The sequence below is a fragment of the Pseudomonas sp. CYM-20-01 genome (assembly GCF_023169845.1).
Taxonomy (GTDB): domain Bacteria; phylum Pseudomonadota; class Gammaproteobacteria; order Pseudomonadales; family Pseudomonadaceae; genus Aquipseudomonas; species Aquipseudomonas azotoformans.
Genome location: NZ_AP025169.1, coordinates 5,827,017 through 5,853,858, shown reverse-complemented (window position 1 = coordinate 5,853,858; position 26,842 = coordinate 5,827,017). Strand labels below are relative to the sequence as shown.

At 58.0% G+C, this 26,842-nt stretch carries 28 protein-coding genes and 1 pseudogene; 14 read left to right on the top strand and 15 right to left on the bottom strand.

Features of this window, described 5'->3' with window-relative positions; all coding sequences use genetic code 11:
• Positions 1 to 27: 27 nt before the first annotated feature.
• Positions 28 to 348, bottom strand: a complete 321-nt coding sequence (locus M2497_RS26650) for a hypothetical protein (RefSeq protein ID WP_248484410.1) — start codon at positions 346 to 348, stop codon at positions 28 to 30.
• Positions 349 to 1,281: 933 nt separating this feature from the next.
• Positions 1,282 to 1,524 carry a helix-turn-helix transcriptional regulator gene (locus tag M2497_RS26645; protein ID WP_104994793.1) on the bottom strand — a complete coding sequence of 81 codons (243 nt, stop codon included), beginning with the start codon at positions 1,522 to 1,524 and terminating at the stop codon, positions 1,282 to 1,284.
• Positions 1,525 to 1,631: 107 nt separating this feature from the next.
• Here M2497_RS26645 and M2497_RS26640 point away from each other — a divergent pair, with 107 nt between their 5' ends.
• The 3 genes and pseudogenes from M2497_RS26640 to M2497_RS26630 all read left to right on the top strand — a co-directional run.
• Positions 1,632 to 1,856: a hypothetical protein gene (locus M2497_RS26640; RefSeq protein ID WP_248484408.1), complete on the top strand. Its 225-nt coding sequence runs from the start codon at positions 1,632 to 1,634 to the stop codon at positions 1,854 to 1,856.
• A gap of 18 nt (positions 1,857 to 1,874) precedes the next feature.
• A complete protein-coding gene (locus tag M2497_RS26635; RefSeq protein ID WP_248484406.1) occupies positions 1,875 to 2,162 on the top strand; it encodes a hypothetical protein in 288 nt (95 codons plus the stop codon).
• Between the two features lie 610 nt (positions 2,163 to 2,772).
• Positions 2,773 to 3,066 (top strand): annotated as a pseudogene (locus M2497_RS26630) (energy transducer TonB); the annotation flags it as partial.
• A gap of 514 nt (positions 3,067 to 3,580) precedes the next feature.
• Here the strand turns inward: M2497_RS26630 and M2497_RS26625 are convergent.
• The 3 genes from M2497_RS26625 to cysZ all read right to left on the bottom strand — a co-directional run bounded on the left by M2497_RS26625 (position 3,581) and on the right by cysZ (position 7,576).
• Positions 3,581 to 5,083, bottom strand: coding sequence for a hypothetical protein (locus M2497_RS26625; RefSeq protein ID WP_248484404.1), 1,503 nt, complete (start codon positions 5,081 to 5,083; stop codon positions 3,581 to 3,583).
• A gap of 260 nt (positions 5,084 to 5,343) precedes the next feature.
• Positions 5,344 to 6,735 carry a site-specific integrase gene (locus M2497_RS26620; protein ID WP_248484402.1) on the bottom strand — a complete coding sequence of 464 codons (1,392 nt, stop codon included), beginning with the start codon at positions 6,733 to 6,735 and terminating at the stop codon, positions 5,344 to 5,346.
• Between the two features lie 76 nt (positions 6,736 to 6,811).
• The gene (gene cysZ, locus M2497_RS26615) at positions 6,812 to 7,576 is read right to left on the bottom strand and encodes a sulfate transporter CysZ (protein WP_248484400.1); all 765 of its coding nucleotides are present in this window, start codon (positions 7,574 to 7,576) and stop codon (positions 6,812 to 6,814) included.
• Between the two features lie 283 nt (positions 7,577 to 7,859).
• Between cysZ and trxB the strand changes: the two genes are divergently transcribed.
• Positions 7,860 to 8,822 (top strand): thioredoxin-disulfide reductase, encoded by a 963-nt coding sequence (trxB, locus tag M2497_RS26610; protein ID WP_017137935.1) that lies wholly within the window; start codon positions 7,860 to 7,862, stop codon positions 8,820 to 8,822.
• A gap of 124 nt (positions 8,823 to 8,946) precedes the next feature.
• Here trxB and M2497_RS26605 read toward each other — a convergent pair whose 3' ends face one another.
• Genes M2497_RS26605 through M2497_RS26580 form a run of 6 tightly spaced genes read right to left on the bottom strand, consistent with a single transcriptional unit; the run spans position 8,947 to position 11,884 of the window.
• A complete protein-coding gene (locus M2497_RS26605; RefSeq protein WP_248484398.1) occupies positions 8,947 to 9,288 on the bottom strand; it encodes a HopJ type III effector protein in 342 nt (113 codons plus the stop codon).
• A complete protein-coding gene (locus M2497_RS26600) occupies positions 9,281 to 9,577 on the bottom strand; it encodes a DUF1244 domain-containing protein (RefSeq protein WP_248488260.1) in 297 nt (98 codons plus the stop codon). Before M2497_RS26600 ends, M2497_RS26605 begins: the two co-directional genes overlap by 8 nt.
• A 23-nt stretch (positions 9,578 to 9,600) precedes the next feature.
• Positions 9,601 to 9,972, bottom strand: a complete 372-nt coding sequence (gene folX, locus M2497_RS26595) for a dihydroneopterin triphosphate 2'-epimerase (protein WP_248484396.1) — start codon at positions 9,970 to 9,972, stop codon at positions 9,601 to 9,603.
• Between the two features lie 2 nt (positions 9,973 to 9,974).
• On the bottom strand, positions 9,975 to 10,535 hold the full coding sequence (folE, locus tag M2497_RS26590; RefSeq protein WP_248484394.1) for a GTP cyclohydrolase I FolE: 561 nt from the start codon (positions 10,533 to 10,535) through the stop codon (positions 9,975 to 9,977).
• A 20-nt stretch (positions 10,536 to 10,555) separates the two neighbouring features.
• On the bottom strand, positions 10,556 to 11,266 hold the full coding sequence (folM, locus tag M2497_RS26585; protein ID WP_248484386.1) for a dihydromonapterin reductase: 711 nt from the start codon (positions 11,264 to 11,266) through the stop codon (positions 10,556 to 10,558).
• A 57-nt stretch (positions 11,267 to 11,323) separates the two neighbouring features.
• Positions 11,324 to 11,884: an antibiotic biosynthesis monooxygenase gene (locus tag M2497_RS26580; protein WP_248484384.1), complete on the bottom strand. Its 561-nt coding sequence runs from the start codon at positions 11,882 to 11,884 to the stop codon at positions 11,324 to 11,326.
• A 212-nt stretch (positions 11,885 to 12,096) separates the two neighbouring features.
• Between M2497_RS26580 and M2497_RS26575 the strand changes: the two genes are divergently transcribed.
• Complete coding sequence (locus M2497_RS26575; protein ID WP_248484382.1) at positions 12,097 to 13,056, top strand: MerR family transcriptional regulator; 960 nt, start codon at positions 12,097 to 12,099, stop codon at positions 13,054 to 13,056.
• 2 nt (positions 13,057 to 13,058) lie between these two features.
• On the opposite strand, the gene M2497_RS26570 is transcribed toward M2497_RS26575, so the two are convergent.
• Both M2497_RS26570 and M2497_RS26565 read right to left on the bottom strand, forming a co-directional pair.
• The gene (locus tag M2497_RS26570; protein ID WP_248484373.1) at positions 13,059 to 13,664 is read right to left on the bottom strand and encodes a hypothetical protein; all 606 of its coding nucleotides are present in this window, start codon (positions 13,662 to 13,664) and stop codon (positions 13,059 to 13,061) included.
• A 58-nt stretch (positions 13,665 to 13,722) separates the two neighbouring features.
• A complete protein-coding gene (locus tag M2497_RS26565) occupies positions 13,723 to 14,190 on the bottom strand; it encodes a PAS domain-containing protein (protein ID WP_248484371.1) in 468 nt (155 codons plus the stop codon).
• A gap of 129 nt (positions 14,191 to 14,319) precedes the next feature.
• Between M2497_RS26565 and M2497_RS26560 the strand changes: the two genes are divergently transcribed.
• Positions 14,320 to 14,775, top strand: coding sequence for a flavodoxin (locus tag M2497_RS26560; RefSeq protein ID WP_058426776.1), 456 nt, complete (start codon positions 14,320 to 14,322; stop codon positions 14,773 to 14,775).
• On the opposite strand, the gene M2497_RS26555 is transcribed toward M2497_RS26560, so the two are convergent.
• On the bottom strand, positions 14,756 to 15,652 hold the full coding sequence (locus M2497_RS26555; protein ID WP_248484369.1) for a LysR family transcriptional regulator: 897 nt from the start codon (positions 15,650 to 15,652) through the stop codon (positions 14,756 to 14,758). The two genes, M2497_RS26560 and M2497_RS26555, sit on opposite strands and share 20 nt — an antisense overlap.
• Before the next feature lie 98 nt (positions 15,653 to 15,750).
• Here M2497_RS26555 and M2497_RS26550 point away from each other — a divergent pair, with 98 nt between their 5' ends.
• From M2497_RS26550 to M2497_RS26515, 8 genes are all read left to right on the top strand, one after another.
• On the top strand, positions 15,751 to 16,122 hold the full coding sequence (locus M2497_RS26550) for a CidA/LrgA family protein (protein ID WP_248484360.1): 372 nt from the start codon (positions 15,751 to 15,753) through the stop codon (positions 16,120 to 16,122).
• The gene (locus M2497_RS26545) at positions 16,112 to 16,798 is read left to right on the top strand and encodes an LrgB family protein (protein WP_248484358.1); all 687 of its coding nucleotides are present in this window, start codon (positions 16,112 to 16,114) and stop codon (positions 16,796 to 16,798) included. The genes M2497_RS26550 and M2497_RS26545 overlap by 11 nt, the downstream gene beginning before the upstream one ends.
• Positions 16,799 to 16,947: 149 nt before the next feature.
• Complete coding sequence (locus M2497_RS26540) at positions 16,948 to 17,730, top strand: class II aldolase/adducin family protein (protein ID WP_248484356.1); 783 nt, start codon at positions 16,948 to 16,950, stop codon at positions 17,728 to 17,730.
• On the top strand, positions 17,730 to 18,632 hold the full coding sequence (locus M2497_RS26535; protein ID WP_248484353.1) for an alpha/beta hydrolase: 903 nt from the start codon (positions 17,730 to 17,732) through the stop codon (positions 18,630 to 18,632). The genes M2497_RS26540 and M2497_RS26535 overlap by 1 nt, the downstream gene beginning before the upstream one ends.
• A gap of 117 nt (positions 18,633 to 18,749) precedes the next feature.
• Entirely contained in the window at positions 18,750 to 19,661 is a 912-nt protein-coding gene (locus tag M2497_RS26530) for an SDR family oxidoreductase (RefSeq protein WP_058426770.1), read from the top strand.
• A 483-nt stretch (positions 19,662 to 20,144) separates the two neighbouring features.
• On the top strand, positions 20,145 to 21,935 hold the full coding sequence (locus M2497_RS26525) for a DUF1302 domain-containing protein (protein ID WP_248484351.1): 1,791 nt from the start codon (positions 20,145 to 20,147) through the stop codon (positions 21,933 to 21,935).
• Positions 21,936 to 21,961: 26 nt separating this feature from the next.
• A complete protein-coding gene (locus tag M2497_RS26520) occupies positions 21,962 to 23,320 on the top strand; it encodes a DUF1329 domain-containing protein (protein WP_248484348.1) in 1,359 nt (452 codons plus the stop codon).
• A 146-nt stretch (positions 23,321 to 23,466) separates the two neighbouring features.
• Positions 23,467 to 25,962, top strand: coding sequence for a LuxR C-terminal-related transcriptional regulator (locus M2497_RS26515; RefSeq protein ID WP_248484346.1), 2,496 nt, complete (start codon positions 23,467 to 23,469; stop codon positions 25,960 to 25,962).
• Here the strand turns inward: M2497_RS26515 and M2497_RS26510 are convergent.
• Positions 25,959 to 26,834, bottom strand: a complete 876-nt coding sequence (locus M2497_RS26510; RefSeq protein ID WP_248484344.1) for an AraC family transcriptional regulator — start codon at positions 26,832 to 26,834, stop codon at positions 25,959 to 25,961. The two genes, M2497_RS26515 and M2497_RS26510, sit on opposite strands and share 4 nt — an antisense overlap.
• Between the last annotated feature and the right edge of the window lie 8 nt (positions 26,835 to 26,842).

The window sequence follows — 26,842 nt, the reverse complement described above, 5'->3', positions numbered from 1 at the left end:
CGTGGGGTTTTCTTTGGTTAAACGAAGTTATTGATAGGGGTCGAAGTCCCGCCCAACATGAACACCACTCTTCAGGGTTATTTGATGTCCGAACGCTTTAGAGTTACCAATCTGCGCTACAGCGGTGATCCCTTTTATCCTGAATTCCTTTGCTGCCTTCATCAGCTTGTCTGCCACATAGGTTTTGGTGGTCTGGTAGTGGCTTTGATCTCGGTCGGGGTAGTTAAAGCTCCATACTGTATCCACGTTCTTCAACTTAACCCAGTTCGAACTCTCTAAGAGTGCATTGAATTCATAACGCACGCCTTCTGCATCCTCAAGATCAAGTGAAACCATTACTTGCAACATTCCATGCTTCCTTTCTATGGTTAACGACTGCACCACATGCTGTGGAATCAGTTCGCCATTAGCATGACAGGGAGGTTAGACTGCGGGCAATGCTGTGATGACGAATGAACGTGTTTTACCAAGACCAAGGAAAGCTGGCGAATGGGACGATTGAGCGGGTGGCAACGACTGTGGGCTGTTGGGTGCGTTCTTGCAGCAATTGTCCTTTCAGTGGCGGGATCAGAGATTGAAACCGAGAAGCAGGTCAGAGACAGCTGGGAGCAAATAAAGAATACCCGAAGCCGCGAAATTGCCCAGCAAGGAGCGGAGATGTTGGAGGGGGTACAATCGAGCCAAGCCCGAGAAGCGCTATATGAACTCTCGCAGGTGCAAATTGATCGTGCAATGGTTCGATTGGACTCCTTGAGGGACCAAGCATTACTGGATCTACCTGCGAGGCAAGGAGCGCAGGCTAGGCGACTGATCTACGCCTGGTTTGCATGGGCTGCTGCAACGTATGCCATCGGATGGGCAATAGGATGGATATACCGAGGCTTTCGCCCCAAGGCTGCATAACCATCCCCATCTCACGCTGTATAAGCTACCGGACTTGGATCAGCGGACTGTCACCAATCTGCACCACGTAAGCGATAGTGGGCAGGCTGGCATGGTGAGCGGCCTGTCTCAAGGCTTGATCTACTTTCTTGGCAATGGGAGCCCGGTTCAATTCATCTTGGTAGGTGGTAGTCCAGACTGAGTAATCAGGTGCTCGCTGCCAGCCTTGTTTGCGAAGTGACATTTGAAACTTCAATCGTTGCAGGACCGTAGCATCTTTTAACCGGGGTATCGCTGTGCAATGCACCATGGAAATATTCTCTGTGTTGGACGCTCACCCTGTGTCGATTCTCACACAACACCATCAGACTAAATCCCATTGCAGGGGCAAAGCAGCAATCAATTTGACTCTGGGGTATCGCTAACTGCTTTCTCTAAATCCGATATGAGAACGGATGGAGGGCATCGCAATGCATGTGCAAGCTTGAACACAACTGCAATTGTGGGATGGTGAATTCCTCGCTCGATCAAGCTGACATAATTGCGCTGCACATCAGCTTCATGGGCAAGCTGTTCCTGGGTCAGTCCGGCGTCCCTGCGCTTCTGGCGAAGGACCTTACCGAAAGCTACGCCGATATCCACTTTTACAGTCCGGTCTCAAAGACGGGTCACTGTCGGTGATGGCTGTGGATACGTCCTCACAGTATACTGTGAATATTGAGATAAAATTCACTGAAACCGAGGTCAGTATGAAGCTCTACACCGCAATCTTTATCGCAGCGATCAGCATGCCCGTAGCCAGTGTGGCCGGAATCTGTTCACTAGAATTTGGGGACGTCTCGGACATCAGACAAGCATTGGGCGTTGGCGTGCTGACGGCCTTCATCATGCTGGTAGCTGCGCTGATCTTATTCTTGGCTGGGATTCCCGCGACCTTACGCCGTCTGCGCCCCCAGACCAATTCAAGCAACTGACTTTCAAGGACGAATCGCATGACGCTTTTTCGACGAGCCTTGTTGTTGATGGCATCAGGAACCGCATCCAGCGCTATATCAGCCGCCCAAACTGGCAAGGGCACATCTGATGATTTGCTATGGGCATTCCTCTTAGCAGCCCCACCAGTAGCTTACGCAGTGAACAAGTGGTGGCGATGGGGTCTTGGCTTCAAATTTGGTAATGCAAGCGGTGCGGGCTTTCTGTCCGCATTGAAGTGGTCGTCAATCGCCGCCGTCTGGGTCGCAATTGTAATGGGGTTAGTATGGTTGATGTACAAGAACTGATGTTTGTGAAGCAAGTTATTAACCAAAACAAACCGCCTGTTCAATAATACACATCGCTAGATATTTATGCCCGTTAGCGGGGGCTTCACATGGAACGCTTCTTGCTAATAGTGTTATCTGGCTTGTCAATAATTAGAATAATGGAAGTATTATGCGAAAAATTATTTCGGCCTTGATGTTTTTGCCTGCGATTGCACTTGGGCAGAGTTACAGTGAAACAAATTTGAAAGCACTGGAAGACGCCAACAATGTGATGTACTGGGGTGGGCTGTCAAGGGCATTTGCAAGCAACCAAAACCAAGAATTAAACTGGTTCAAAAACAAAGCATTTGAACTGGATAAAGAGTTCGCAATAACTGCGTGCGGTGATGGCCTTTGTTACATATTGGGAGAGCGTGACAATTTGAGGGTTGCGGTCAAACAGCAAGAAGGCGATTTCAATGGGCGAAAACTACAAGGGCAGTTTGTTCGTGTGGTAGGTACAGATATGTACGGAACGCTAGTTATTGAACGGTTAACTACTAATAAGAAAATCGTAAAGCAGCCAGTCAGACAGCCGAATACCGCACCTATACCAACACCTATATCCATCAAACAACAATATCCTCATCTGGCTGCTCACTTTGACGAACTTATTAAGTCCAGAGCTTCCGAGGGCTGGTCACGGCCGCCATCTGTAAGGCAGGAAATGGTCGTTGAACTGCAAATCAGCATCAGTCCAGATGGTACTGTCACATCAGTTGACGTAGCGAAATCCAGTGGTGACTTGGCATTTGATAAATCAGCAGTAGCAGCAGTCAAGAACATTGGGCGACTGACTGAAATGCAGGGAATGAAACCTATTGATACACTCAAGTACCGATCATTTCAAATGACATTTACGCCAGAAGATTTGGCTTTGTGAAAGGAGACCCAAAACTGATCTGTTTTGAATGTATTTACGAGCTTGCAAAGTTTAGCTTGTGACTGCTAAGGAATGGATCGGTTTTTACGGAAGTTCACTGAACTGATACTTGGATGTTGTATTAGATGATCGATATTCTGGAACTGCATGCGAGGTGACGAGCGTGCAATGCGGAGCATGCGCCATGAACGATTATACGGCGTTTTGGAGGCCGAAAACGATTTCGGGGTAACCCGTGGCGGTTTGACCTAGATCAACTCCTAAATTGATCTAGAGGCTTGTACAGGGTTGGTTGATGCAGAACGTTGCTGGAGTATGGTTGAAAGTATTGACTGTATAATCAAACATACGACGCGAAGCGGAGTATCCCTTGCCCTGCAAGGGATCAGGCAGTATATATTTAGAATCTAAAGTCGGTTAGCGAATTCGTTCGCTACGCGCCCGAATTATTCGCTGCGCGAATGGATGTTTTTGATTTTTAGTATGATCCCTTTAAAGATTATAAGAGAATTAACTAATTCTGAGTGGCCGAACTAATTTTCATGCTGGTCTGTTTTCGCTCTTTATTGTAGTTGTATATTGTGTTTACTGAAATTTCAGTGCGTTTTGCAACGACGGCAGGCTTCAAACCAGTTGCCAGCAAACGCATTGCTTCGGATTTACCCGGTTCAGGCTTTGGCCCTGGGGCTTCAAGCTTTCTGTATGTACGTGCATATTTCATATCAATGACTGCACCTTCCAGGTACGTGTTGATCAAATATTCGGCCACTTCGTAGGTTTGAACGTAAAGAATCACGTCTGCGGTGGACGTTTGGTCTCGTAACGAGCAGCGGTATACGTTTTGAAGCGTTGCATCGAACAGGTACGTTTGCGTCCATGCGTTACGCAGTGATTCATAGGATTGGTTATATTTTTCAGCCAATTGCATCAAGCACTTTGTGGCAATGGTGACGTGGTTTCCGTGAAACATGCATAATGCATCGTGTACGTGCGACCAAAGATTTAACCCACGGCTATCCATATTGCATTTAATTAAATTGTTCTTGTAGTCAAGTTTTGCCCAGTCTTGTACGAATACCAGGCATTGACGACCAGGATCAACTATTCCGGAAACTAAGTCGGCAATAACTTGAATGTTGCGGGTTCCTGTTTCGACTACTTGGTTTGCATTCTCTGGTTTGTAAGGGGAGTTCAAAACCGACTTGCTACACTGATCTGATGTCAGCATAGGGTAAATTGTGATTTTCTTTCTGTGTTTCGATGGTTTGTGTGGTGTCAGGCTCGATTTTTGGTAGTTAAAGCCATGTGCGTTTGCGAACCACTCAAAAAGCGATCCAGTCCATGTAGCAGTAAGTAGATGTACTTCACGGCAGTGCTTGAATCTGTCGAAAAAACCAGCTTCATCAGCAAAGTATACTAGGGAATACTTTGAATCATCTTCGTTCGAAATGAAAATGTCTTGGCGAGCAAGTGCTGCTTCGTATATTTGGAGGGCATCCTTCGATAGCAATGATGTCGGTCCGGCACCGTTTGAGTTTGTATTAAATGCACGCAGCTCATCTTCTACTTTTTTTGTGCAACCTGATTTGATTGTCACTCGGCCGCACAAGCCAACGTCAAGGTATTGTAATGCTGATAACTGGGAACTCTTTACCTTGTTAGCTTGTGGCCTTACTGGAGTCGGTAACTCGTCAACAATCGCGATCCAGTTCTTTAGGTGATTGGTTCTACACTGGTGGAATGCTGCCTGTTGACATACGATCAGATTGTTAGCTTCGGTAGGGTCAAGGCTTTTGTTTAATGTTGCAATTGCAGCAACTCCATCTCCGCTATCAATTTTCAATGGTGTAAGCCCGAGGGCGCATAGTTTTTTGAAAACTTCATCCGCGAGAGATATCGTTGGTACCACAAATAACACTTGTTTGCCGGTAGCCAGCCACTGAGGAACGACTCGGCACGCGTTGTGAGTTTTACCCGTCCCGGGTCGAGATAAAGCGATGTGAATAGTGTTGTTCATTTTGAGTTCAGATGAAAGCGTGATTGCTTGTCACCATCTTTGCACGAGTTTGGGCCTTGATAAACATTGGCTAGGATGAATTTTGATTGGTTGATAACTAGCACTTATCTGTAAGGCTTTGTGTTTAGGTAAGGTTGAGGGTGAATTGCATCAAATGTTTGGATGTATTGCTCGGTGGGGACCTTGTTTTGTGAGTTGTAGTTGCATCAAAGTCATGGTGTGCAAGGCTTTGGGAAAGTCCAAAGCCTTATTCTATAAAATTATTCTATGTGATTAGTTGGCACGTCCTTCGTCAAACGAAATTGATCTGAATTACCCTTTTCGCTTGTGATCTCTTCAGCGGTGGGTAACAGACCTGCTGCTTTCGCAATGCTCGGTAGTTTCCGGATTTCTTCGGACATTCGTGACAATGGATTAATGCCATAGCTATCACCAATGTGTCCAGACGCGTGGCCGGTAATCCAGTCAGAAAGTTCTTTCGCGATCCCGTATTCTCGGGCAAGCGTCTTGAATGTATGCCGGAAACCGTGAAGGGGATGGCGACCTTTTCGATACACACCCCAACGGATAACCATTGGACGCCACGCTTTGGAAACGATGCCCGCAAAGCCATCGGATACCTTTACCAATTGGGGAAATAAGCGGGATTCCCGGTCCTTACCGGCTACCAGCTCCAGTATACCTAGGGTAAGCAGGTCATCATGCAGAGGAATATCGCGTCGGCTTCCTTCGGTCTTGACGGATTTGTCTGGTTTGTCATCATCGATCCGCATAAACCATTGCCCTTTGGTGTCTTGTCGTAAGTCACATACATACAATTGGCTAATTTCTTCGCGCCTCGCACCGGTGTAGGCTGCGATTATTGGTAACCAAAACAGCGCATTACCAGGTCGGCCCGTTGTATGTCGTAGAGCTTTGAACTCGGGTTGACTGAAAATTTTGATTAACTCATTCCATTCATAACCCTTGTCATCGTCGAGCATCCTCTTCGGTTTCGATGACCCTAGTCGCTTGTTGATGCGCGATGTGCTTACGGGATTATGCGCCATCAGTCCTGTATCAACTGCATAAGAAAAGACAGATGAAAGTCGGGCAATAATGAGCCGAATCGATGATGTGGCCAGCGGCGTGTTGCTGTGTTTTACAAATGATTTAGTTAGCTTCTCCGCAAAGTCTTGAATGTGCTTTGGCCCGATTTCAGCAATGTTGTGGTCTGCCACCAGGGCGATGAACCTATCAACCGCCCTTTTATAGTCAACAGTGTGGCGTCGGATCACGTGAGCAGGTTTGCTCGCTAGTCCTATTGATTCCGTATACCGAAGAAATGTTTCTGAGAGCCTGATGGCGTTGGGTTTGGTTGAACTGGCGGTTTCGTATTCAGGTTTTGTATGGGCGCAGTTCGTCATGGAGAAGGCGTTAAAGAGCGGAGTTCCGACTGGGACAGAATTGTCGTTGCGTACCTGATGGAAAAAGCGCTCTGACTCAGCGTATGCAAGCGCAAAGGCTGCCTTCGCTTCGTGGTGATTCCGTGTATTCAGCGAGCGGCGAATTTCAGTTCTGCCAATCACCGGTCGTATGTCATCTGGCACCCTGCGCCTCAGGTAATAGATACCAGAGTCGGGGTGCCGGAATGGTTGTGCTATCAGTGCCATATGTACCAGCCTTGTGTATCAGTGGGCTGGGAAAGGGCTGTTCAGACAAGCGGTCGAAAGCGGTTGTTCGATGGATTTATGACTTGGCTACAGTCTGCGCCGCCATCGCCTCGGCCCCTTGTTCGCGTACCCAGAACAGCGTCGCCCCGGCTACTGCCGCCGGCATCATCAGCAGGTTGACCACCGGCACCAGCAACACCAGGTAAACGATGCCGCCGAAGCTCATGCTCTGCCAGCGCTTCTGGCGCAGCCAGGCGAGCATCTCGTTCCAGCCCAGCTTGTGGTTATCGGCCGGGTAGTCGATGTATTGGATCGCCATCATCCACACGCCAAACAGCAACCACAGCGGTGCAGCGACCAAATTGACCACCGGAATAAACGACAGGATAAACAGGCCGATGGCCCGTGGCAGGAAGTAGCCCAGCTTGCGCATCTCCCGGGCGAGGGTGCGCGGTACCATCGCGATCAGCTCGCCCCAACTGAAGGCCGGGAAGTCATCGGTGCCGCGCACCACCACTTCCACCTTCTCCGAGAGAAAGCCGTTGAAGGGGGCGGCGATGATGTTGGCGAGCATGGTGAAGGTGAAAAACACCATCAACACCACGAGCACCACGAACAATGGCCAGAGCAGATAGTTCAGGAAGCTCAGCCAACTCGGCAGCGTCGGCATCAGGTGATCGACCCACAGGCTGAACTGATGACCGGCGAAATAGATCAAGCCAACGAACAGTACCAGGTTGATCGCCAGCGGCAGCAGCACAAACAGACGCAGGCCGGGGCTCAATACGAGTTTGAGGCCTTCGCGCAGGTATTGCGGGCCGGAAAGAGCAGGGGCAGGCATGGAGAACTCCGAGCAAAAGGGCGAACGCGCCGACCTTACCGGCTTTACATCGCAGGCGAAAGCCGCGACATCAGCCGTAACAAACCCGTCGATCAGTCGGGCCAACTACATAGTGACCGTCTATGAGCTGGATTGTTATTCCGTATTTCCTTAATCTTGCCCCCCTCGATACGCTGCACCCATTATTTTTCAGGGCCTGCGAGTTCAAGCCTTCCCCAAGTGCTTCGTGGTCCCTTTTTTATTCCAGCCGCCTTGTAGTCCGGGCGGTCGATAGGAGTGAGTCATGTCTGATACCCGTCATTCGCGAGTGATTATTCTCGGTTCCGGCCCTGCCGGTTACAGCGCCGCTGTCTACGCTGCCCGGGCCAACCTCAAGCCGCTGCTGATCACCGGCATGCAGGCGGGCGGTCAATTGACCACCACCACCGAAGTCGACAACTGGCCGGGCGACGTCCACGGCCTGACCGGCCCGGTGCTGATGGAACGCATGAAAGAACACGCCGAACGCTTTGAAACCGAGATCGTGTTTGATCACATCAACCAGGTCGACTTCTCCAAGAAGCCTTACAGCCTGACCGGCGACAGCGGCGTGTACACCTGTGACGCACTGATCATCGCCACTGGCGCCAGCGCTCGTTACCTGGGCCTGCCGTCGGAAGAAGCGTTCATGGGCAAGGGCGTTTCCGCCTGCGCGACCTGCGACGGTTTCTTCTACCGCAACAAACCGGTGGCCGTGGTCGGCGGTGGCAACACCGCCGTGGAAGAGGCGCTGTACCTGGCCAACATCGCCAGCACCGTGACCCTGGTTCACCGCCGCGAGACCTTCCGCGCCGAGAAGATCCTGATCGACAAGCTGCATGCCCGTGTCGCCGAAGGCAAGATCATCCTCAAGCTCAATGCCACCCTGGACGAAGTCCTGGGCGACAACATGGGCGTGACGGGTGCCCGCCTGAAGAACAACGACGGCAGCTTCGACGAGCTGAAAGTCGACGGCGTGTTCATCGCCATCGGCCACACCCCGAACACCTCGCTGTTCGAGGGCGTGCTGGAAGCCAAAGACGGTTACCTGGTGGTGCAGGGCGGCCGTGAAGGCAACGCCACCGCGACCAACATCGAAGGTATCTTTGCTGCCGGTGACGTGGCCGACCACGTCTACCGCCAGGCCATCACCTCGGCCGGCGCCGGTTGCATGGCGGCATTGGATGCCGAGCGTTACCTGGATGGTCTGAAAGACGCTGCGTTCTAACCAACGCCGCAAACAAATGTGGGAGGGGGCTTGCCCCCGATAGCGGTGTATCAGCCAGGTATTCATTAGCTGACACGCTGCAATCGGGGGCAAGCCCCCTCCCACATTTTGATTCAGGTCTGGCTCAGGATTTGCGAGTCAGGGGCTGGGCGGTGAACTTCACACCGGCCAGGCCGTTTGCGATCAATGCGCGGATATTGCCGTGGTCGCTGCCCTCAGGCGTCGCCACCACTGAGCGGTAATGTTCACCAAACGCCAGCAGCGCTTCCTGATCGCTCAAGCCTTCCAGCAGCGCCAAACCCAACGTCTTGCACGACCCTTCGTTCTGCCCTGCGGCATTCTCTACCTCGCCATTGGTGAACGCCTGTGGCTGGTACTCATAACCGGCAGCGACAAACGCCAGGGTATCGGCAAAAACATGTTCGCCGCTGTTGAGGCTGGCGCGCAGGGTGTTCAAATCAGTCATGGGTTTTTCCTTTGGCGAACGCCGCCTGTTGATCGGCGCTGGCTTCTTTCTGGTATTGGGTTTTCCATTCGGCGTACGGCATGCCGTACACCACTTCACGGGCGTCATCGAGGCTCAGCTCGATCTGGCGCGCGTCGGCCTCGGCCTTGTACCACTTGGACAAGCAGTTGCGGCAGAAACCGGCGAGGTTCATTAGGTCGATGTTCTGCACATCCTTGCGGCTGTCCAGATGCGCCACCAGCCGGCGAAAGGCGGCGGCTTCGAGTTCGAGGCGTTGTTGGTCGTTCATAAGGTTCACGCAAATCTCAGGGGTTAACGGCTGGCCGCCAGGGTAATCGAAACCGACTCCGCAAAGCGCAACGCATGGGGCTTGTCCACTTCCACTTCGGCGTACAGCACCGACTCATTGCTCATCACCAGGTCCAGCAGTTCCTGGGTCAGGCGCTCCAGCAGGGCAAACCGGTTGCCCTCCACATGCGCGATGATCGCCTTGGTGATGGTGCGGTAGTTCAGCGCGTGGTCGATATCGTTGTCGCGCACAGCTTCCTGGGCGGCGTACAGGATGGTCAGGTTGATCAGCACATCCTGCTTGTTGAGGATTTCCTCCTCATTGATACCGATAAAGGTGCGCAGGCACAGGTCCTTGACCCGGATGCGCGCCATGCCTGGTTGAAGTTGTGGCATTGCTACTTGCTCCGTCCGATCAGTTGCAGGAACTCCATGCGCGTGGTGTTCGACTCGCGGAACGCGCCGAGCATCACCGAGGTGTTCATGGTTGAATTCTGTTTTTCCACACCGCGCATCATCATGCACATGTGCTTGGCTTCGATCACCACGGCCACACCGGCGGCCTGGGTCACTTGCTGGATGGCATCGGCGATTTGCCGCGTGAGGTTTTCCTGGATCTGCAGGCGGCGGGCGAACATGTCGACGATGCGTGCCAGCTTTGACAGGCCGAGCACCTTGCCGGTTGGGATATAGGCCACATGGGCCTTGCCGATAAAGGGCAGCAGGTGATGCTCGCACAGCGAGTACAACTCGATGTCCTTGAGGATCACCATCTCGTCATTGTCGGAGGCAAACAGCGCGCCGTTGACGATTTCGTCCAGGTTCTGCTCGTAGCCATGACACAGGTACTGCATGGCCTTGGCGGCACGCTTGGGGGTATCGAGCAGGCCTTCGCGCTCGGGGTCTTCGCCCAAGCCCTTGAGGATCTCGCGGTAATGGTGGGGCAGGGATAAGGTCATACAACATCCTCACAAACGGCTTACTTGATATGCCGCCCGCCGTTGACGGTCAGGGTGGTACCGGTGACATAGGGGTTGTCCAGCAGGTAACGCACGCTCTGGTAGATCACCTCGGGCCCGGGCTCGATGCCCAGTGCCGACTTGGCCAGTACCTTGGTGCGGTAGGCCGCGTCGTCGCCGTCGTTGAACATCACCATTGCCGGGGCGATGCCGTTGACCTTGATCAGCGGCGCGAACTGCGCGGCAAACGACAGCGTAAGGCTGTCGAGCCCGGCCTTGGTGGCGCAATAGGCGATGTGCTGGCGGCTGCCCTTGCGCACCACGTCATCGCTGATGTGCACGATGTCGGCCGGTGTCGAGCGGTGCAGCAAGGGTGAACAATGCAGGTTGATCAGGTACGGCGCAAGCATGTGCACGCTGAACATGTCGGTAAACGCGCGGCTTTCGTCGTCGGGCGACTCCGCCATCCAGGCCGAGGCGTTGTGGATGATCGCACGCAGGCTCTGGGTATGGGTGTTCAGCTCAGCGATAAACGCCAGGATGCCGGCCTCGCTGGAGAAGTCGGCAAACACTGCGATCGCCCCACGCTCGCGCAACACCTGCACGCCAGGTCGTTCGCTGCGGTAGCTGAAAATCACCGGGTGGCCGTCATCCAGCAAGCGCTGGGCGCAATGCAGGCCGACACGCTGGCCGGCGCCGGTGATCAGGATCGGGGCGTTTGTTGCAGTCATGGGAGGCTCGAGTCGCTGGCAGGTTGAAACTATACCAGCGACCGAGCGCCCCTGTATTCACGCCGCGGCTTCGCTAGCCTTGCGCGGTGCAGGGGCAGGATGCAGCCAGTTTGCCAACAGGTGGGTCGACAGCGGGATGAACCAGTAAACCATCAGTGGCGTCAGCGCCAGGGTACTGACCAGCACGCGCGGTGCCAGGTCCAGTTCGCTCAGCAGCGGCCCCAGCACAAAATTGAACAACAGTGACACCGGGAAAAACGCCAGCCAGATGGCTACGGCCTGCTTCCAGCGAGGTGGGCGCGCGCCCACTGCGCCGAACCAGCCGTCGATGCCGCGCACGCGGTGTTCGGACGGGTCGGCAAACAGCTCACTGCCACGGCTCAGCCACGCACTGCGGGACGCGGAAAACTCCCAGGCATGCAGGGTTTTTTCATCGGCGAAGCGGAAAATAATCTGGAATTCATCATCGTTGGGCGGCGGGGCAAGCACGCCTGAGCCCAGGTAACCCGGAAAATCCGTGGCCAATTGCTCGCCTTCACGCAGCCAGGCCATCAATTCTTCGTAGCGACCCTTGGCCACGCGACGCGCAACCATCAGGGTGACGGGGGAGGTAGACATTGTGTATCTCCAAATATTCAGGTGCGCCGGGCCGGGTAGGGGGCGCACAAACAAAGCGGCGGGGTGGTGCCGCTCTGTAAAAACAGGCAAGGATTATTCCTGTTTTGCACAAATACGCCAGAGGCATTGGTCCGAATAAGCTGGGACCTTGAAAAAGACAGGTCTAAGGGCGTTAAATGAGGTTCTATTTACCGTTGGTTTTTTGGTCTCCAATGCCCGTGATCACTGCCTCCCATGATAGCAATTTGCATCTTGAATCGACCGATTCCGATAAGCTGTTTCCAATTCGTGAAGTCTCGAGAATGACAGGCGTCAATCCGGTCACCTTGCGTGCCTGGGAGCGACGTTACGGCCTGATCCAGCCCGTACGCACCGAAAGCGGGCATCGGTTGTATTCCAAGGCTGATATTACGACCGTCAATCGTATCCTCGATTGGATCGAGCGCGGTGTGGCGGTCAGCAAGGTTGGGAAAATTCTCGCCCGTGACGACCAGCAAGCCCTGGCTGTTCGCGCCGAGCAAGACTCGCTGGAGGGCGGGGACTGGGCTCAATGGCAGGCACAGATGATGCAGGCTGTCAGCGCGTTCGACGACCGACGGTTGGAACACCAGTACGCCAGTGTTCTTGCCACCTACCCCCTCAGCGTGGCTTTTGAAGACATCCTGATGCCGCTTTGGCACGAGCTGTTGCGTCACCAGGGCCGGTTCGGTCAGGCCAGCGAATGGTTGTTTTTCGATAACTTCCTGCGAGTCCGGGCCTTGCAGCGCCTGCAACTGGCCTGTGCGGAGCCGTTGTCGCGGGTGCTGCTTGCGGCCATCCCCGGCGAGTGCCGCAAACTGGAATTGTTGGTGGCTGCGCTACTGATGAGCCGAGAGAACTTGGCGGTGAAGGTCCTGGCGGTCGGCCAGCCGCTGGACGAATTGACGCTGATCTGTGAGAAGACCCATCCCCAGGCACTGATCGTGTTTTCCAATCATGCACACAATCATGAGCGGGTGGGACGCTTGAATCGCTTGGCGCAGACCCTGGATTGCCCATTGCTGATCGCCGGCGCCGCTTCGGACCTGGCGGAAAAAGACCTTGTGGGCTCGCCCGTCGGTTGCCTGGGCAGTGACGGGCGCTTGATGCAGCGCCGCCTGCAGCAGTTCCTCAGCGGCAACCTGGATACCTGAAATCAGGCGTGCACGTGCGGGTGCACCAGGCGGTGCTGATGCAGGATGAACTGGCGCAGACGCTCGGTTTCATCCGCATCACTCTGGCTCAGGCGATAGGCGAACAAGCCTCGGGCGGTTTCCCGCTCCAATGTGCCGCGCAAGGCGATGCGCTCGTAGCCGGATGGGCTGAACCATAGGGAAAAGGTTTTCGGTGGTTTGACCCGCCCGCGAATCTCCACCAGCACCCCCTTGAACGAAACTTCATGCACCCACAACGCACTGAGGTTGCCCCTGATGTTCTCCAGCGCCACCGGGGTTTCCAGGGCCAGGCGCCAGGGACGAATCATCGGCCCGTCTTCGAAAATGCTTGGCACGCCCAAACGCAGGTGCACGGCATTGAACTCGTCTTCCACCAAGTGCAAGGGGAAGGTCAGTTGCTGATTATCGAATTGTGCCTGGATGGTGAGGTGGTCGTGAGCGGCCAGCCGGGTAAGCAAGTCGCGAATCTGTGCGCCGCCGTTAACGGTCAGGCTCGATGAAGCATCCCGCAGGTTGAGTTGCGGGTTGTGCTGCATGTTCTGAATGAAATCCAGCTCGTCCTGGGTCAGGAGCGCATCGCGTTGCATCACTCGTGCTCATTAGGGGGTGTTAAAATGCCATTATCCCCCCTAATGATCGCACTTCCTAAATTTTGTTAGATCCGCTCGTCGCTTTGAGCGCGGCCAGTTCGGCCTTGACCTGGGCCAGTTCGCTTTCCAATTGGGTGACGCGCTGCTGGGCCTTGACCTGCAACGTGACGTCTTTTTGTACGCCGACGAAATAAGTCTGCTTGTCGGCCTCGTTGTACACCGTCGACAGCGACAGCTCATTCCAGAAATGGCTGCCGTCCTTGCGGTAATTGCGCAAGATTTCCCGGCATGCACCTCCGCTTTCCAGTGCCTCTCGAATCGCCATCAGTGCTGGCTGATCACGGTCGCCCGACTGCAGGAAGCGGCAATCCTGGTAGAGAATTTCATCCAGGGTGTAGCCGGTCAGGCGTTCGAAAGCTGGGTTGACGTAGATCAGCGGCTTGTCTTTGCCTTCGCGCTCGGCGACGACGATACCGTCGTTGGAGGCGTTGATGACCAGTTGCATCAGCTTGGCGTTAATCATTGAGCGGTCCATGGCTTGTTTTTGAACTGTGGAGTTTATGGCAAGCCCTGAATGTTGCACGGGGCGCGCCGAAAAAATTGTGGCAGCTGTTAATATCCCAGGCTTTCGCTCAACTACAGGATCAGATTGATGAAAGTCGCCATCCTTTCCGGCTCGGTCTACGGCACGGCTGAAGAAGTCGCCCGTCACGCTGTCGGCATTCTCAATGCCGCCGGTTTCGAGGCCTGGCACAACCCTCGCGCCAGCCTCGCCGATGTGCAGGCGTTTGCGCCGGACGCGTTTCTGGCGGTGACGTCCACCACCGGCATGGGCGAATTGCCCGACAATCTCCAACCCCTGTACTCAACGATTCGTGATCAACTGCCCGCCGCTTGGCGCGGCCTGCCCGGTGCGGTGATCGGCCTGGGCGACGCCAGCTACGGCGACACCTTCTGCGGTGGTGGCGAGCAGATGCGCGAGCTGTTTGGCGAGCTGGGCGTGCGCGAAGTACTGCCGATGTTGCGCCTGGACGCCAGCGAAAGTGTGACCCCGGAAGCCGACGCCGAACCGTGGCTGGCGGAGCTGGTCACTGCACTGCGCGCTTGACCGGAAACTCACGCAGCAATGCCAGCCAGGCCTGGGCGGCTTTCGACAGATAGGCGCCGTCACGCCAGATAAATGCAATGTCCCAGCGCAAGTAGTCGGGCGCCTTGAGCGTCAGGCGCACCACCCCCGGTCGCACCAGCCCACGGGCGACCACGCTGGGCAGCAGCACCACGCCCTGGCCGGCGGCGACCAGCGCGGCGAGGAAGTCCGCCTGGCCACTGCGACCGATTTCCTTCGGCGTAAAACCCAACTGCTCACACGCCTGCATCAGGCGGTCGTTCAGCACGAAACTGCGCTGGTACATCAGGAACGGCGTGTCGGCCAATTCCTCCAGGCGTACCTGGGCGTTTTCCGCCAACGGATGATCAATCGGCAACAGCGCGTCCAGGGGCTCATCGCAGAACGCTTGCCAGGCAAACGCCGAGTCGCTGGGTTTCAGGCTGCCCCCTACTTCCAGTTCGCCGCTCAGGATGGCCTGTTCGATATTGCGACTGCCGCCCTCCAGCAACTGGATGGTCACGTTCGGGTAACGCCTGCGGTATTCGGCAAACAGCCCGGCAAACAACGTATCGCCGGCCAACAATGGCAGGCCAAGGCGCAACTCGCCTCGGGTCAACTGGTGCATATCGTCCAACTCGCTGAGTAGCTCGTTTTGCAGGCGCAGCATGGCTTCGGCGCGTTGCAGGACGACTTGGCCGGCGGCGGTCAGGCGAATCTGCGAGCCGATCCGGTCGAGCAGGGGCGTGCCCAGGCTCTGCTCCAATTGCGCAACCTGTTTGCTGACGGCGGACTGGCTGATATGCAGGGTTTTGCCGGCCTGGGTAAAGCCACCGCGGTGGATTACCTCGACGAAGCTGCGTAGCTGTTTGAATTCCATGTGCGAAATTCCGATTTGGAATAGCTGGCAGTCTAACAATTCGCTGTGGGGATGGGACATGCCTCTTTAAAATGAAGGCCTGCGAGGACCCAAAGCCCATGAAACGTTTCACCCGTCTGTTGATTGAACTGGTCGTGCTACTGGCCATTTACCTGTTCGGCTGCCAACTGGCCGTGTGGTGGGCGTGGCAGATTCCCGGCGGTGTGGTAGGCCTGGGCCTGTTGTTGATGGTCTTCGCCAGCGGCCTGGTCAAACCGGCGGCCCTGCAACTGGGGGCCGGCGTGCTGATGGCTGAAATGCTGCTGTTCTTCATCCCTGCGCTGATGAGTCTGCTGGACTACGGCGGCCTGCTGCGCAATGACGGTTGGCGCATCCTGCTGGTCATCGGCCTCAGCACCCTGGCGGTGATGCTGGTGACCGCGTTCACCGTGGAGCTGGTGTGCCGCTGGAGGCTGCGCCATGAAGCTTGAGCTGATGCCGGTGTTCTGGCTCGCCTTGACCGTGGGCGCATATGTCTTCAGCCGCTGGATCTACCGCCGTACCGGGCGTTATCTGTTGTCGCCGCTGATCCTGGTGCCCGTGCTGTTGCTGGCGGTGGCCGTGCCGATGAACACGGCCTACGCCGAATACTCCGCCGATACTCACTGGCTGATGCTGGTACTCGGCCCCGTCACCGTGGCATTCGCCGTGCCGATCTGGCAGCAGCGGCGGTTGCTGGCGCGTTACTGGTCGGCGTTGTTGCTGGGGATGGTGGCGGGCAGCGTGGCGTCCATCGCCACCTCATTTGGCTTGGCCAAAGCGTTGGCCCTGGACAGCTCGGTGACCCTGTCTCTGGTGCCGCGCTCCATCACCACGCCGTTCGCCATGCCGGTGTCCTCCGACCTGGGTGGCGTGCCTGAACTGACGGCGGTGTTCGTGATGTTCACCGGTGTGTTTGGGGCGATGCTCGGCGGTGTGCTGCTCAAATGGCTACCCCTGCGTACGCCGCTGGCGCGCGGTGCGCTGTTTGGCGTGGGTGCCCACGGTGCGGGCGTGAGCCGGGCCCATGAAGTGGGCGGCGAAGAGGGCTCGGTTGCTGGCCTGGTGATGGTCCTGACCGGCTTGCTCAACCTGTTCGCCGCGCCTTTATTGGCGGCACTTCTCTGACGTCGCTTGCACGGATTTAAACTATTCTCAAGGCTGACCCGCACGGTCATCAAGCTGGCTGCCAAGGCAACTACGGCGGGCAGGGCGTCTGACTAGACTGGCCCATCACTCAAAAAACAATAAGAAAGTGCGCCAAGGAGGTCGTTGCCGTGAGTCTAGCCCCCGTTCCATCGCCACAGAATGTCAAAGATCAGGTCGGCGCCGCCGAATGGCAGACCCGCGTCGACCTGGCCGCCTGCTACCGCCTGGTGGCGATGCACGGCTGGGATGACCTGATCTTCACCCATATCTCGGCCAAGGTGCCGGGCACCGACGATTTCCTGATCAACCCCTACGGGCTGATGTTTCACGAGATCACCGCGTCGAGCCTGGTCAAGGTCGACCAGGCCGGCAACAAGCTGATGGACAGCCCCTACGAGATCAACCCGGCGGGCTACACCATCCACAGCGCCATCCATGAAGTGCGCCACGATGTGACGTGCGTGCTGCATACCCACACCGCTGCCGGTGTCGCGGTGGCGGCGCAGAAGCAGGGCGTCTTGCCGATCAGCCAGCAATCGATCTTCGTGCTGTCGAGCCTGGCTTATCACGCCTACGAAGGCGTGGCGCTGAACCACGAAGAGAAGGCCCGTTTGCAGGCCGATCTTGGCCAAAATAATTTCCTGATGCTGCACAACCACGGTCTGCTGACCTGCGGCAGCACCATCGCCGACACGTTTCTGATGATGTTTACCTTCCAGCGCGCCTGCGATATCCAGGTGCTGGCCCAGAGCGGCGGGGCGGATTTGATCCCCATCGGGCCGCAGATCCTCGCCGGTGCCAAGGCGATGGTGGCGGCTGTCACAAAGAGTGCGCAAGGTATGGGGGGCGCGCTGGCCTGGCCGGCGTTGCTGCGCAAATTGGACAGCCTCGATCCTGGGTATAAAACCTGATGCCTCTCGCCGAGATCCCGCTGAGTGTCTGGCGCAAACGCAGCCAGACCTTCGACTTTAACGGACGCACTATCCGCTACTGGGTGGCGGGGCAGGGCGAACCCTTGTTGTTGATCCATGGCTTTCCCACTGCCAGTTGGGACTGGCATTACCTGTGGCAGCCCCTTGCCCAACGCAACCTGGTGATCGCCTGCGACATGCTCGGTTTTGGCGACTCGGCCAAACCCCTCGACCATGGTTATTGCCTGTTGGAACAGGCAGACTTGCAACAGGCGCTGCTGGAGCACCTGCGTGTGGATCAGCCGGTGCATGTGCTCGCCCACGACTATGGCGACAGCGTGGCCCAGGAACTGCTGGCCCGGCACTGCGAAGGCCGCTTTCACATGGCCAGCTGCGTGTTTCTCAACGGCGGGTTGTTCCCGGAAACCCATCGTCCGGCGCTGGTGCAAAAGCTGCTGCTCAGCCCCTTGGGCTGGATGATCGGTCGCGCGTTCGGGCGCAATGCCCTGGCCAACAGTTTCAGCCAGATATTCGGCCCCAACACCCGCCCCAGCGAAAGCGCCCTGGACGATTTCTGGAGCCTGATCGACCGCAACGATGGCACGCGCATCCTGCACAAACTCATCGCTTACATTCCTCAGCGTCGGCGCCTGCGTGAGCGTTGGGTGGCGGCGATGCAACACACTGATGTGCCGCTGCGGGTGATCGACGGCGAGATCGACCCGATCTCCGGTGCCCACATGGTGGCGCGTTATCACGAACTGGTGCCTCACGCCGACACGGTGCTATTGGCCAATATCGGCCATTACCCGCAGATCGAGGCGCCGGTACAGGTGCTCAAGCATTACCTGGCGTTTCGTGATCGCATCGGCCACTCGGCTCCGCGAATGGCCTATTCCTGATCGGACGATTATCCCTCAGCCTTATCGAGCACCATTCAGCCCTGGCCGGCTTTATTGTGACCAGCGCCCCGGTGCCTGACACTCGACCCATTCCCATTGTCGCCATTGGAGTTCGGTATGAGTGAATCAGTGCAGTTCCAGGATAAGGTCGTGATCGTCACCGGTGCCGGTGGCGGATTGGGCCGGGCCCATGCGCTGCTGTTCGCCAGGCATGGCGCCAAGGTTCTGGTCAACGATCTCGGCGGTTCCACGCAAGGTGAAGGCGCCAATGCGTCCGCCGCCGACCGGGTGGTGGCCGAGATTCGCGAAGCGGGCGGTATCGCCGAGGCCAACCACGACTCTGTCACCGACGGTGACAAGATCGTGCAGAACGCCCTCGACGCCTTCGGCCGTATCGATGTGGTGGTCAACAACGCCGGGATCCTGCGCGACAAGACCTTCCACAAAATGGACGACAGCGACTGGGACCTGGTTTACCGGGTTCATGTCGAAGGCGCCTACAAAGTCACCCGCGCCGCCTGGCCCCATCTGCGCGAGCAAGGGTATGGCCGGGTGATCTTCACCGCGTCCACCTCGGGTATCTACGGCAACTTCGGCCAGTCCAACTACGGCATGGCCAAGCTCGGCCTGTACGGCCTGACCCGAACGCTGGCGCTGGAAGGACGCAAGAACAACATCCTGGTCAACGCCATCGCCCCCACCGGCGGTACACGCATGACCGAAGGCTTGATCCCGCCGCAGGTGTTCGAACGCCTCAAACCGGAACTGGTCAGCCCGCTGGTGGTGTACCTGGGCAGTGAAGCCTGCCAGGAAACCTCCGGGCTGTTTGAAGTGGGCGGCGGTTGGATCGGCAAGACCCGCTGGGAACGCAGCCTGGGTGTGGGCTTTGACCCTGAGGCGGGGTTCTCGCCCGAAGACGTGGCGGCGCACTGGCAGCAGATCTGCGACTTCGAAGGCGCGGCACACCCCAAGGACAACATCGAAGCGTTGAAGGAAATGATGGCCAACTTGCAGAAGTACAGCCTGTGATCGTTGCTTGAAAAAGCTTTAATCCTGCGGGGCGCTGATGGCGCCCCGTTTTATTCAGGGCAAAAAAAAGCCGCTGCAAACGCAGCGGCTGAAGTCAGACGTTGGATCAAGGAGCGACAAATCAACGTCAGTGAACACCGGTAACAGATTGAAAACAGGCCTCAATCCATTTGAATCTGGCTTTTCTTCCGGTCGGGGGAAGCGGGCCGTTTGCCCTGAAAGCCCGCTAAGAATAGTCGTTTGTAACAGGATGAGTAATGCCGGTTCGTGACAAGGACTGTTACTAAAACGGCAATAGTGTCCGTACGTGCTATCCATTCCCCTGATAACCCCCTATCCACCCGCTGCATGCCCCCGGCCAGACCCCGGCCAGAGCGCCTTGTCATCCTTTCGAGCGACAACACGAATCCCTCCTTGGTGCGCTTATCGCTCCTGAGACGCGGCAGTAGGGTGGGGCCTTCTGTCACTCACCGGGGAAGACGCATGACAAGAACAACAATGCGCGCCATCTTCAGGCCACAGGCGCTGGCCGCTGCGGTTGCGTTGGGGTGCTGTGCCCAGGCACAGGCTGTTTCGTTCAACATTGGCGAGATCGAAGGGCAATTCGATTCCTCGCTGTCGGTGGGCGCGAGTTGGGGCATGCGCGACGCCGACAAAAAACTGGTAGGCACCGTCAACGGCGGTACTGGCCAGGCGTCTACCGGGGATGACGGGCGCCTGAACTTCAAGAAGGGCGAGACCTTCTCCAAGATCTTCAAGGGCATTCACGACCTGGAGCTCAAGTACGGTGACAGCGGCGTCTTCGTGCGCGGCAAGTACTGGTACGACTTCGAGTTGCAGGACGAAGACCGCGAGTTCAAGCAGATCAGCAATCACCATCGTGACGAGGGCGCGCGTTCATCCGGCTATGAATTGCTCGATGCCTTCGTGTATCACAACTATTCGATTGGCGACCAACCGGGCAACGTGCGCCTCGGTAAGCAAGTGGTCAGCTGGGGCGAGAGCACCTTTATCGGTAACTCGATCAACAGCATCAACCCCATCGACGTTTCGGCCTTCCGCCGCCCGGGCGCAGAGATCAAGGAAGGGCTGATCCCGGTGAACATGCTGTTCGCCTCCCAGAGCCTGACCAACCAACTCACCGTGGAAGGCTTCTACCAGCTGAACTGGGAAAACACCGTGCTGGATAACTGCGGCACATTCTTTGGTGGGGATGTGGCGGCCCATGGCTGTAATGGCAACTACACGGTGGGCAACCCGGCGATTGCGCCGTTGCAGCCTGTCGCCGCCGCGTTTGGGCAAGGCTTTCAAGTGACTCGTGAAGGGGTGATCGTGCAGCGTGCGCAGGATCGCGACGCGCGTGACAGTGGTCAATTCGGTACGGCGTTGCGTTGGTTGGGGGATGACACCGAATACGGCTTGTATTTCATGAACTACCACAGCCGCACCCCGACCGTGGGCACCATCACCAACAATACGAGCCTGGCCCGGCTCGGTGCGATCGCCGGTGCAGCCAATGGCATCGCGCCCGGCTCCGGCGCAGGTCTGGTCCAGAGCCTGATGCTTGGCCGTGGCCAGTACTACCTGGACTACCCGGAAGATATCCGCCTGTTTGGTGCGAGTTTCTCCACCACATTGCCCACCGGCACGGCGTGGACCGGCGAGATCAGCTATCGCCCCAATGCCCCGGTGCAACTCAACACCACCGACCTGACCCTGGCCCTGATCAACCCGGTCGCCGGGCAACTGGCCTCGCCGATCCGCAGCAACTTCGGTGACGACAACAAAGGTTACCGCCGCAAGGAAATCACCCAGATCCAAAGCACCATGACCCAATTCTTCGACCAGGTACTGGGCGCTGAACGCCTGACCCTGGTCGGCGAAGCGGCCTACGTGCACGTTGGCGGGTTGGAGGACAAATCCAAGCTGCGTTATGGCCGCGACTCGGTGTATGGCGCCTACGGTTTCCAGGGTGACACCGACGGTTTTGTCACGGCCAACTCCTGGGGGTACCGCGCGCGGGCGATCCTCGACTACAACAACGCGATTGCCGGGGTGAACCTCAAGCCCAACCTGTCCTGGTCCCATGACGTGGCCGGCTACGGCCCCAACGGCCTGTTCAACAAGGGCGCCAAGGCCATCAGCGTCGGCGTGGATGCGGATTACCGCAGCACTTATACCGCCAGCCTCAGCTACACCGACTTTTTCGGCGGCGACTACAACACCCTCACCGACCGCGACTTCATCGCCCTCAGCTTCGGCGCGAACTTCTGATCTGGCTTAAGGAAGGACAACACTCTATGCGTAAGATAATTGCGGTAATGGCCCTCAGCCTGTTGGCCGTCAACGTGATGGCCGCGGTCTCCCCGGAAGAGGCGGCCAAGCTCGGCACTACGTTGACCCCGGTGGGCGCCGAGAAAGCCGGCAACGCCGATGGCTCGATCCCTGCCTGGACTGGAGGCATCCCGAAAAACGCCGGAGCCGTGGACAGCAAGGGCTTCCTGGCTGACCCGTTCGCCAGTGAAAAACCGCTGTTCGTGATCACCGCGGCCACCGTCGACAAGTACAAGGACAAACTTTCCGACGGCCAGGTGGCCATGTTCAAGCGCTACCCCGAGACCTATAAGATCCCGGTGTACCCGACCCACCGCACCGTCAACCTGCCGCCGGAGATCTATGAATCGATCAAGCGCAGCGCGTTGAACGTCAAGCCGATCAACGATGGCAACGGCCTCGAAGGGTTCACCGGCAACCGCTACTACGCGTTCCCGATTCCCAAGAATGGCGTGGAGGTGCTGTGGAACCACATCACCCGTTACCACGGCGGCAACCTGCGCCGCATCATCACCCAGGCCACCCCGCAGACCAATGGGAGCTACACGCCGATCCGCTTCGAGGAAGAAGTGGCGGTGCCGCAACTGATCCCCGACATGGACCCGGCCAAGGCGGCCAACGTGCTGACCTTCTTCAAGCAGTCGGTGACGGCGCCGGCGCGCCTGGCGGGCAACGTGCTGCTGGTGCATGAAACCCTCGACCAGGTGAAGGAACCACGCCTGGCGTGGATCTACAACGCCGGCCAGCGTCGTGTGCGCCGGGCGCCGCAAGTGGCGTACGACGGACCTGGCACCGCCTCCGATGGCCTGCGTACTTCGGACAACTTCGACATGTTCTCCGGCGCGCCGGACCGCTACGACTGGAAGCTGGTGGGCAAGAAGGAGATGTACATCCCCTACAACAGTTACAAGCTGGACCAGCCGACGCTCAAGTACGACGACATCATCAAGGCCGGCCACATCAACCAGGACCTGACCCGCTATGAACTGCACCGCGTGTGGGAAGTGGTCGGCACGGTCAAGCCGAGTGAGCGGCACATCTACGCCAAGCGCCACATGTACATCGACGAAGACAGCTGGCAGGTGGCGCTGGTGGATCACTACGACGGCCGTGGCCAACTGTGGCGGGTCGCCGAAGGCCATGCGCAGTTCTACTACGACCACCAGACCCCGGCCTACACCGTGGAAACCCTGTACGACATCATCGCCGGGCGCTACATCGCGCTGGGCATGAAGAACGAGGAGAAGAGCAGCTTCGTGTTCGGCTTCAATGCCAAGGCGGCGGATTACACCCCGGCTGCGCTGAGGGCCGAAGGCGTTCGCTGATCACCCTCTGACCTGGCCGGGACCCTTCGGGCTCCCGGCTTTTTTATGCCCGCCAATCACCCCGCTGAATACTTCTTCAACTACTGCCCGCCACAGGACTAGGGTAGACGCCACGTTGCATAACAATAAGAACGCAGGATGCAGCAATGACCGCCATGACACGCTGCCTGGACCGTCCTGGATTCATGCCTCGGCTGTCCGCCCACCATCTGTTGCGCCCACGCCTGGCCGGGCCTCTGCTGGCAGCGCCGGTCAGGGTCAAGTTGCTGTGCGCCCCCGGCGGCAGCGGCAAGAGTGCGTTGCTGGCCGAATGTGCGTTGCAGGCGCCAGCGGGATGCCAGGTGTACTGGTTGCCGCTCAATGGTGTCGCCCTGAGCCCCCTCGACCTTTGCCGGCGCCTGGCGCAAAACCTCGGCTTGGCCTTCACTGACGAAGCCACGCTGCTGTCGGATCTTGGCCGCTGGCCAACATCGGCCTGGGTGTTCCTCGATGATTTCTGCCGCTTGCCCACCCCCGAAACCGATGCCTTGCTCGACCGCCTGCTCACGGCAAGCAGCCCCTCGTTGACCTGGTGGCTGGGGGCGCGGCGCCGTCCGGCCTGCAACTGGCCGCGCCTGTTGCTCGACGATGAATTGCTGGAGGGCGGCACTGAGTTGGCGTTCACCCTTGAAGAAATTCAGCAACTGCTCCCGCTGGGGCCGTCAGCGGACAGCGTGTGGCAGTTCAGCGCCGGCTGGTGCGCCGGCGTGCGTATTGCGTTGCTGGGGGACGGCCATCCGCAGAAAACCTTGCTCGATTATTTGCAGCACGAACTGTTCAGCACCTTGCCGCCCGAGCTGACCGAAGCCTGGCGCGTGCTGGCCCACATGCCACGCTTTAATTCGGGATTGTGCGAGCACTTGTTCGGCTTTGGCGACGGTGACCACTACCTGCGCGAGTTGCAGGCGCTCGGCGCCTTTATCCAGCCTTGGGAAGATACCGAGTGGTTGCAGGTTTTCCCGCCGCTTGCCCAGCTGATACGCGATGACCCCTGGCCGGCCAAGCGTTCCTGGCATCGGCGTGCCTGCCAATGGTTCACCGCCGAACAGGACTGGCAGGCCGCGTTCGAGCACGCGCTGCTGGCCGAAGAGTACGAGGTGGCAGTCAGCCTGTTGCAGCATTTCAGTTTCGAAGACCTGTTCCGCCAGCAGAACGCCGTATTGCTGCTGCGTTTGCATGAAGAGCATGGTGAAGAGTTGATGCTCGGCTCGGCGCAACTGGTGGGGCTGGTGACGGCGGCGTTGCTGTTCGCCGGGCGCTTCGACCAGGCCGCGCAATGTATCGACCAGTTGGCACGGTTCGCGCCGCAACCGACGGCGGCGCAACAACGCTACCTGCTGGCGCGCTGGCAGGCACAGTGGGGCTGGCTGCTGCACTTGGGCGGCGATGCCGAACGCTCCCGCGCGCATTTCCTCGAAGCGCTGCAAGCCTTGCCCGACAGCGCCTGGACGTCGCGGCTGATGTGCCTGTCGGGCCTCACTCAGCAAGCACTGCTGCGCGGCGAACTGGACGTAGCCCAGGCGCTGAGCCGCGAAGCGTTGTGCCTGGCCCGCGCCCATGGGTCGTTGCTGCTTGAGGCGTTGCTTGAACTGGATCACGCGCAGTTGCTGGAGCAGCGCGGCGCCCCGTATCGGGCGCAGAGCCTGCTGGAGAGTGTGCAGGCGATGTTGATCAAGCAACGTCTGAAAGCCGGGCCGCTGGTGGGGCGCATCGCCCTGCGCCGTGGGCACCTGGCGTTGCGTCAGGGCCAGGACAGCCTGGCTGCCGAGTGCTTCGAGAGCGGCATGCAGATGTGCCTGCACAGCCAGGACAAGCGCGTGCTTTATGGATTTCTCGGCCTGGCCCTGCTGGCCGCCAACCGTGGCGACTACGCCGAGGCCTTTGTGCAACTGCGCGAGGCCGAACGCTTGATGCAACAGCGCCAGGTCCCCGACACGGTGTACCGCGCAGTGTTGCTGTTGGTCAGTGGGCATTTCTGGTTGCAGCAGGGGCGCGCCGAATTGACGGTGGAAGCGGTGCGTCGTGTGCTTCGCCACTTTCGTGGTCCCCAGGCCAAACAGGCGCCGCCGGCCACCCTGGAACTGATCCCGCGCCTGGAATACCTGCTGGTGCTGGCAGAAGTGAAGCTGGGCTGCGCCGAGCAACCGGTGGCGCGGCTGACGGCTTTGCTGGAGGCAACCCATCAACGCGGCATGCTCTGCCTGGAAACCGAACTGCACCTGGTGCTGGGGGAGGTGGCCTGGCAAATGGGCGACTCGGCCCTGGCGCGTCGCTCGCTGCAAACCGGGCTGGAGCTGGCGGCGCGTTGTCAGGTACAGCAAGCGATTCGCGAACTGCGGTTGCGCTCGCCGGGGTTGCTCAGTGAGTTGGGCATGGAACCTCAGGCGGCCGTGTCGGGCGCGGCAGAGAATCCCTTGAGCCAGCGCGAGCTGGAAGTGCTGCAGTTGATCGCCCTGGGCAACTCCAACCTGGAAATCGCCGATCGCCTGTTTATCTCCCTGCACACCGTCAAGACCCATGCGCGGCGCATCCACAGCAAGCTGGGGGTGGAACGGCGTACGCAAGCAGTGGCCAAGGCCAAGACCCTGGGGTTGATGACCTAGGCGCTGAAGGCTTGGCGGTATTCGCCGGGCGTGGCGCCCATGGCCTGGCGGAAGCGATGGGTGAAGTGGCTGGCGCTGGAAAAGCCACACATCAACGCGATTTCACCCAAGGGCAGCGCGCCGCTGCGCAGCAGCGCCTGGGCGCGGGTCAGGCGGCGCGCCAGCAGGTACTGATGGGGCGGCAGGCCGAAGCTTTGGCGGAACATCCGCGCGAAATGGTATTCCGAGAGTGCGCACAGGCCGGCCAGGTGGCCTAGGCTGATCGGGTCTTCCAGGTGCTGGTCGATGTACTCCACCAACAGCCGCCGCTGGTACGCCGCCAGCCCGCCTTTAAGGCGCAGCCCGTCGCGTGCGCCCACTTGGCTGAGCAGCGTTTGGCTGAGCATTTCATGGGCCAGGCTGCTAGTCAGCAGGCGCTCGGCGGGTTCGTGCCAGTTCAGCGCTATCAACTGATGAAAGCGTCGCGCCTGGCCGGCGTCCTCCAGAAAGGTGCTTTCGCGCAATTGCAGGGCGCGCGGTTCGCGGTCGAGCAGGGTGACGCAACCGAGTGCGAATTGCTCCGGGCTGAAATACACATGGGCCAGGCGGATTTCGCCGTTGATCACCCAGGCCGACTGGTGTTCGGCGGGCAGGATGCACAGTTTGTCGGGGCCGCCCTTGGTGCCGGGTTGGTCGCGTCGAAAGGTGCCGGTGCCGCCGCCGATGTAGCAGGACAACGTGTGATGGCTGGGGGCCTGGTAGTCCTGCGCGTCGTGATGGTTGCTCCATAGCGCCGCAGACAAGCCGTCACCGAGCTCGGCGCAGGCTTCGAGGCGTGCGTTGGGCGAGCGGTTAAGCGCTTGGAAGACTTGCAGGGATTCCAGGTCTGGCATGGTTCGTA

What these genes read in the sequence shown, in the direction of transcription:
- M2497_RS26650 (WP_248484410.1), bottom strand. Translation starts at nt 348, where the DNA reads ATGTTGCAAGTAATGGTTTCACTTGATCTTGAGGATGCAGAAGGCGTG.
- M2497_RS26640 (WP_248484408.1), top strand. Translation starts at nt 1,632, where the DNA reads ATGAAGCTCTACACCGCAATCTTTATCGCAGCGATCAGCATGCCCGTA.
- M2497_RS26635 (WP_248484406.1), top strand. Translation starts at nt 1,875, where the DNA reads ATGACGCTTTTTCGACGAGCCTTGTTGTTGATGGCATCAGGAACCGCA.
- M2497_RS26625 (WP_248484404.1), bottom strand. Translation starts at nt 5,083, where the DNA reads ATGAACAACACTATTCACATCGCTTTATCTCGACCCGGGACGGGTAAA.
- M2497_RS26620 (WP_248484402.1), bottom strand. Translation starts at nt 6,735, where the DNA reads ATGGCACTGATAGCACAACCATTCCGGCACCCCGACTCTGGTATCTAT.
- cysZ (WP_248484400.1), bottom strand. Translation starts at nt 7,576, where the DNA reads ATGCCTGCCCCTGCTCTTTCCGGCCCGCAATACCTGCGCGAAGGCCTC.
- trxB (WP_017137935.1), top strand. Translation starts at nt 7,860, where the DNA reads ATGTCTGATACCCGTCATTCGCGAGTGATTATTCTCGGTTCCGGCCCT.
- M2497_RS26605 (WP_248484398.1), bottom strand. Translation starts at nt 9,288, where the DNA reads ATGACTGATTTGAACACCCTGCGCGCCAGCCTCAACAGCGGCGAACAT.
- M2497_RS26600 (WP_248488260.1), bottom strand. Translation starts at nt 9,577, where the DNA reads ATGAACGACCAACAACGCCTCGAACTCGAAGCCGCCGCCTTTCGCCGG.
- folX (WP_248484396.1), bottom strand. Translation starts at nt 9,972, where the DNA reads ATGCCACAACTTCAACCAGGCATGGCGCGCATCCGGGTCAAGGACCTG.
- folE (WP_248484394.1), bottom strand. Translation starts at nt 10,535, where the DNA reads ATGACCTTATCCCTGCCCCACCATTACCGCGAGATCCTCAAGGGCTTG.
- folM (WP_248484386.1), bottom strand. Translation starts at nt 11,266, where the DNA reads ATGACTGCAACAAACGCCCCGATCCTGATCACCGGCGCCGGCCAGCGT.
- M2497_RS26580 (WP_248484384.1), bottom strand. Translation starts at nt 11,884, where the DNA reads ATGTCTACCTCCCCCGTCACCCTGATGGTTGCGCGTCGCGTGGCCAAG.
- M2497_RS26575 (WP_248484382.1), top strand. Translation starts at nt 12,097, where the DNA reads ATGCCCGTGATCACTGCCTCCCATGATAGCAATTTGCATCTTGAATCG.
- M2497_RS26570 (WP_248484373.1), bottom strand. Translation starts at nt 13,664, where the DNA reads ATGCAACGCGATGCGCTCCTGACCCAGGACGAGCTGGATTTCATTCAG.
- M2497_RS26565 (WP_248484371.1), bottom strand. Translation starts at nt 14,190, where the DNA reads ATGATTAACGCCAAGCTGATGCAACTGGTCATCAACGCCTCCAACGAC.
- M2497_RS26560 (WP_058426776.1), top strand. Translation starts at nt 14,320, where the DNA reads ATGAAAGTCGCCATCCTTTCCGGCTCGGTCTACGGCACGGCTGAAGAA.
- M2497_RS26555 (WP_248484369.1), bottom strand. Translation starts at nt 15,652, where the DNA reads ATGGAATTCAAACAGCTACGCAGCTTCGTCGAGGTAATCCACCGCGGT.
- M2497_RS26550 (WP_248484360.1), top strand. Translation starts at nt 15,751, where the DNA reads ATGAAACGTTTCACCCGTCTGTTGATTGAACTGGTCGTGCTACTGGCC.
- M2497_RS26545 (WP_248484358.1), top strand. Translation starts at nt 16,112, where the DNA reads ATGAAGCTTGAGCTGATGCCGGTGTTCTGGCTCGCCTTGACCGTGGGC.
- M2497_RS26535 (WP_248484353.1), top strand. Translation starts at nt 17,730, where the DNA reads ATGCCTCTCGCCGAGATCCCGCTGAGTGTCTGGCGCAAACGCAGCCAG.
- M2497_RS26530 (WP_058426770.1), top strand. Translation starts at nt 18,750, where the DNA reads ATGAGTGAATCAGTGCAGTTCCAGGATAAGGTCGTGATCGTCACCGGT.
- M2497_RS26525 (WP_248484351.1), top strand. Translation starts at nt 20,145, where the DNA reads ATGACAAGAACAACAATGCGCGCCATCTTCAGGCCACAGGCGCTGGCC.
- M2497_RS26520 (WP_248484348.1), top strand. Translation starts at nt 21,962, where the DNA reads ATGCGTAAGATAATTGCGGTAATGGCCCTCAGCCTGTTGGCCGTCAAC.
- M2497_RS26515 (WP_248484346.1), top strand. Translation starts at nt 23,467, where the DNA reads ATGACCGCCATGACACGCTGCCTGGACCGTCCTGGATTCATGCCTCGG.
- M2497_RS26510 (WP_248484344.1), bottom strand. Translation starts at nt 26,834, where the DNA reads ATGCCAGACCTGGAATCCCTGCAAGTCTTCCAAGCGCTTAACCGCTCG.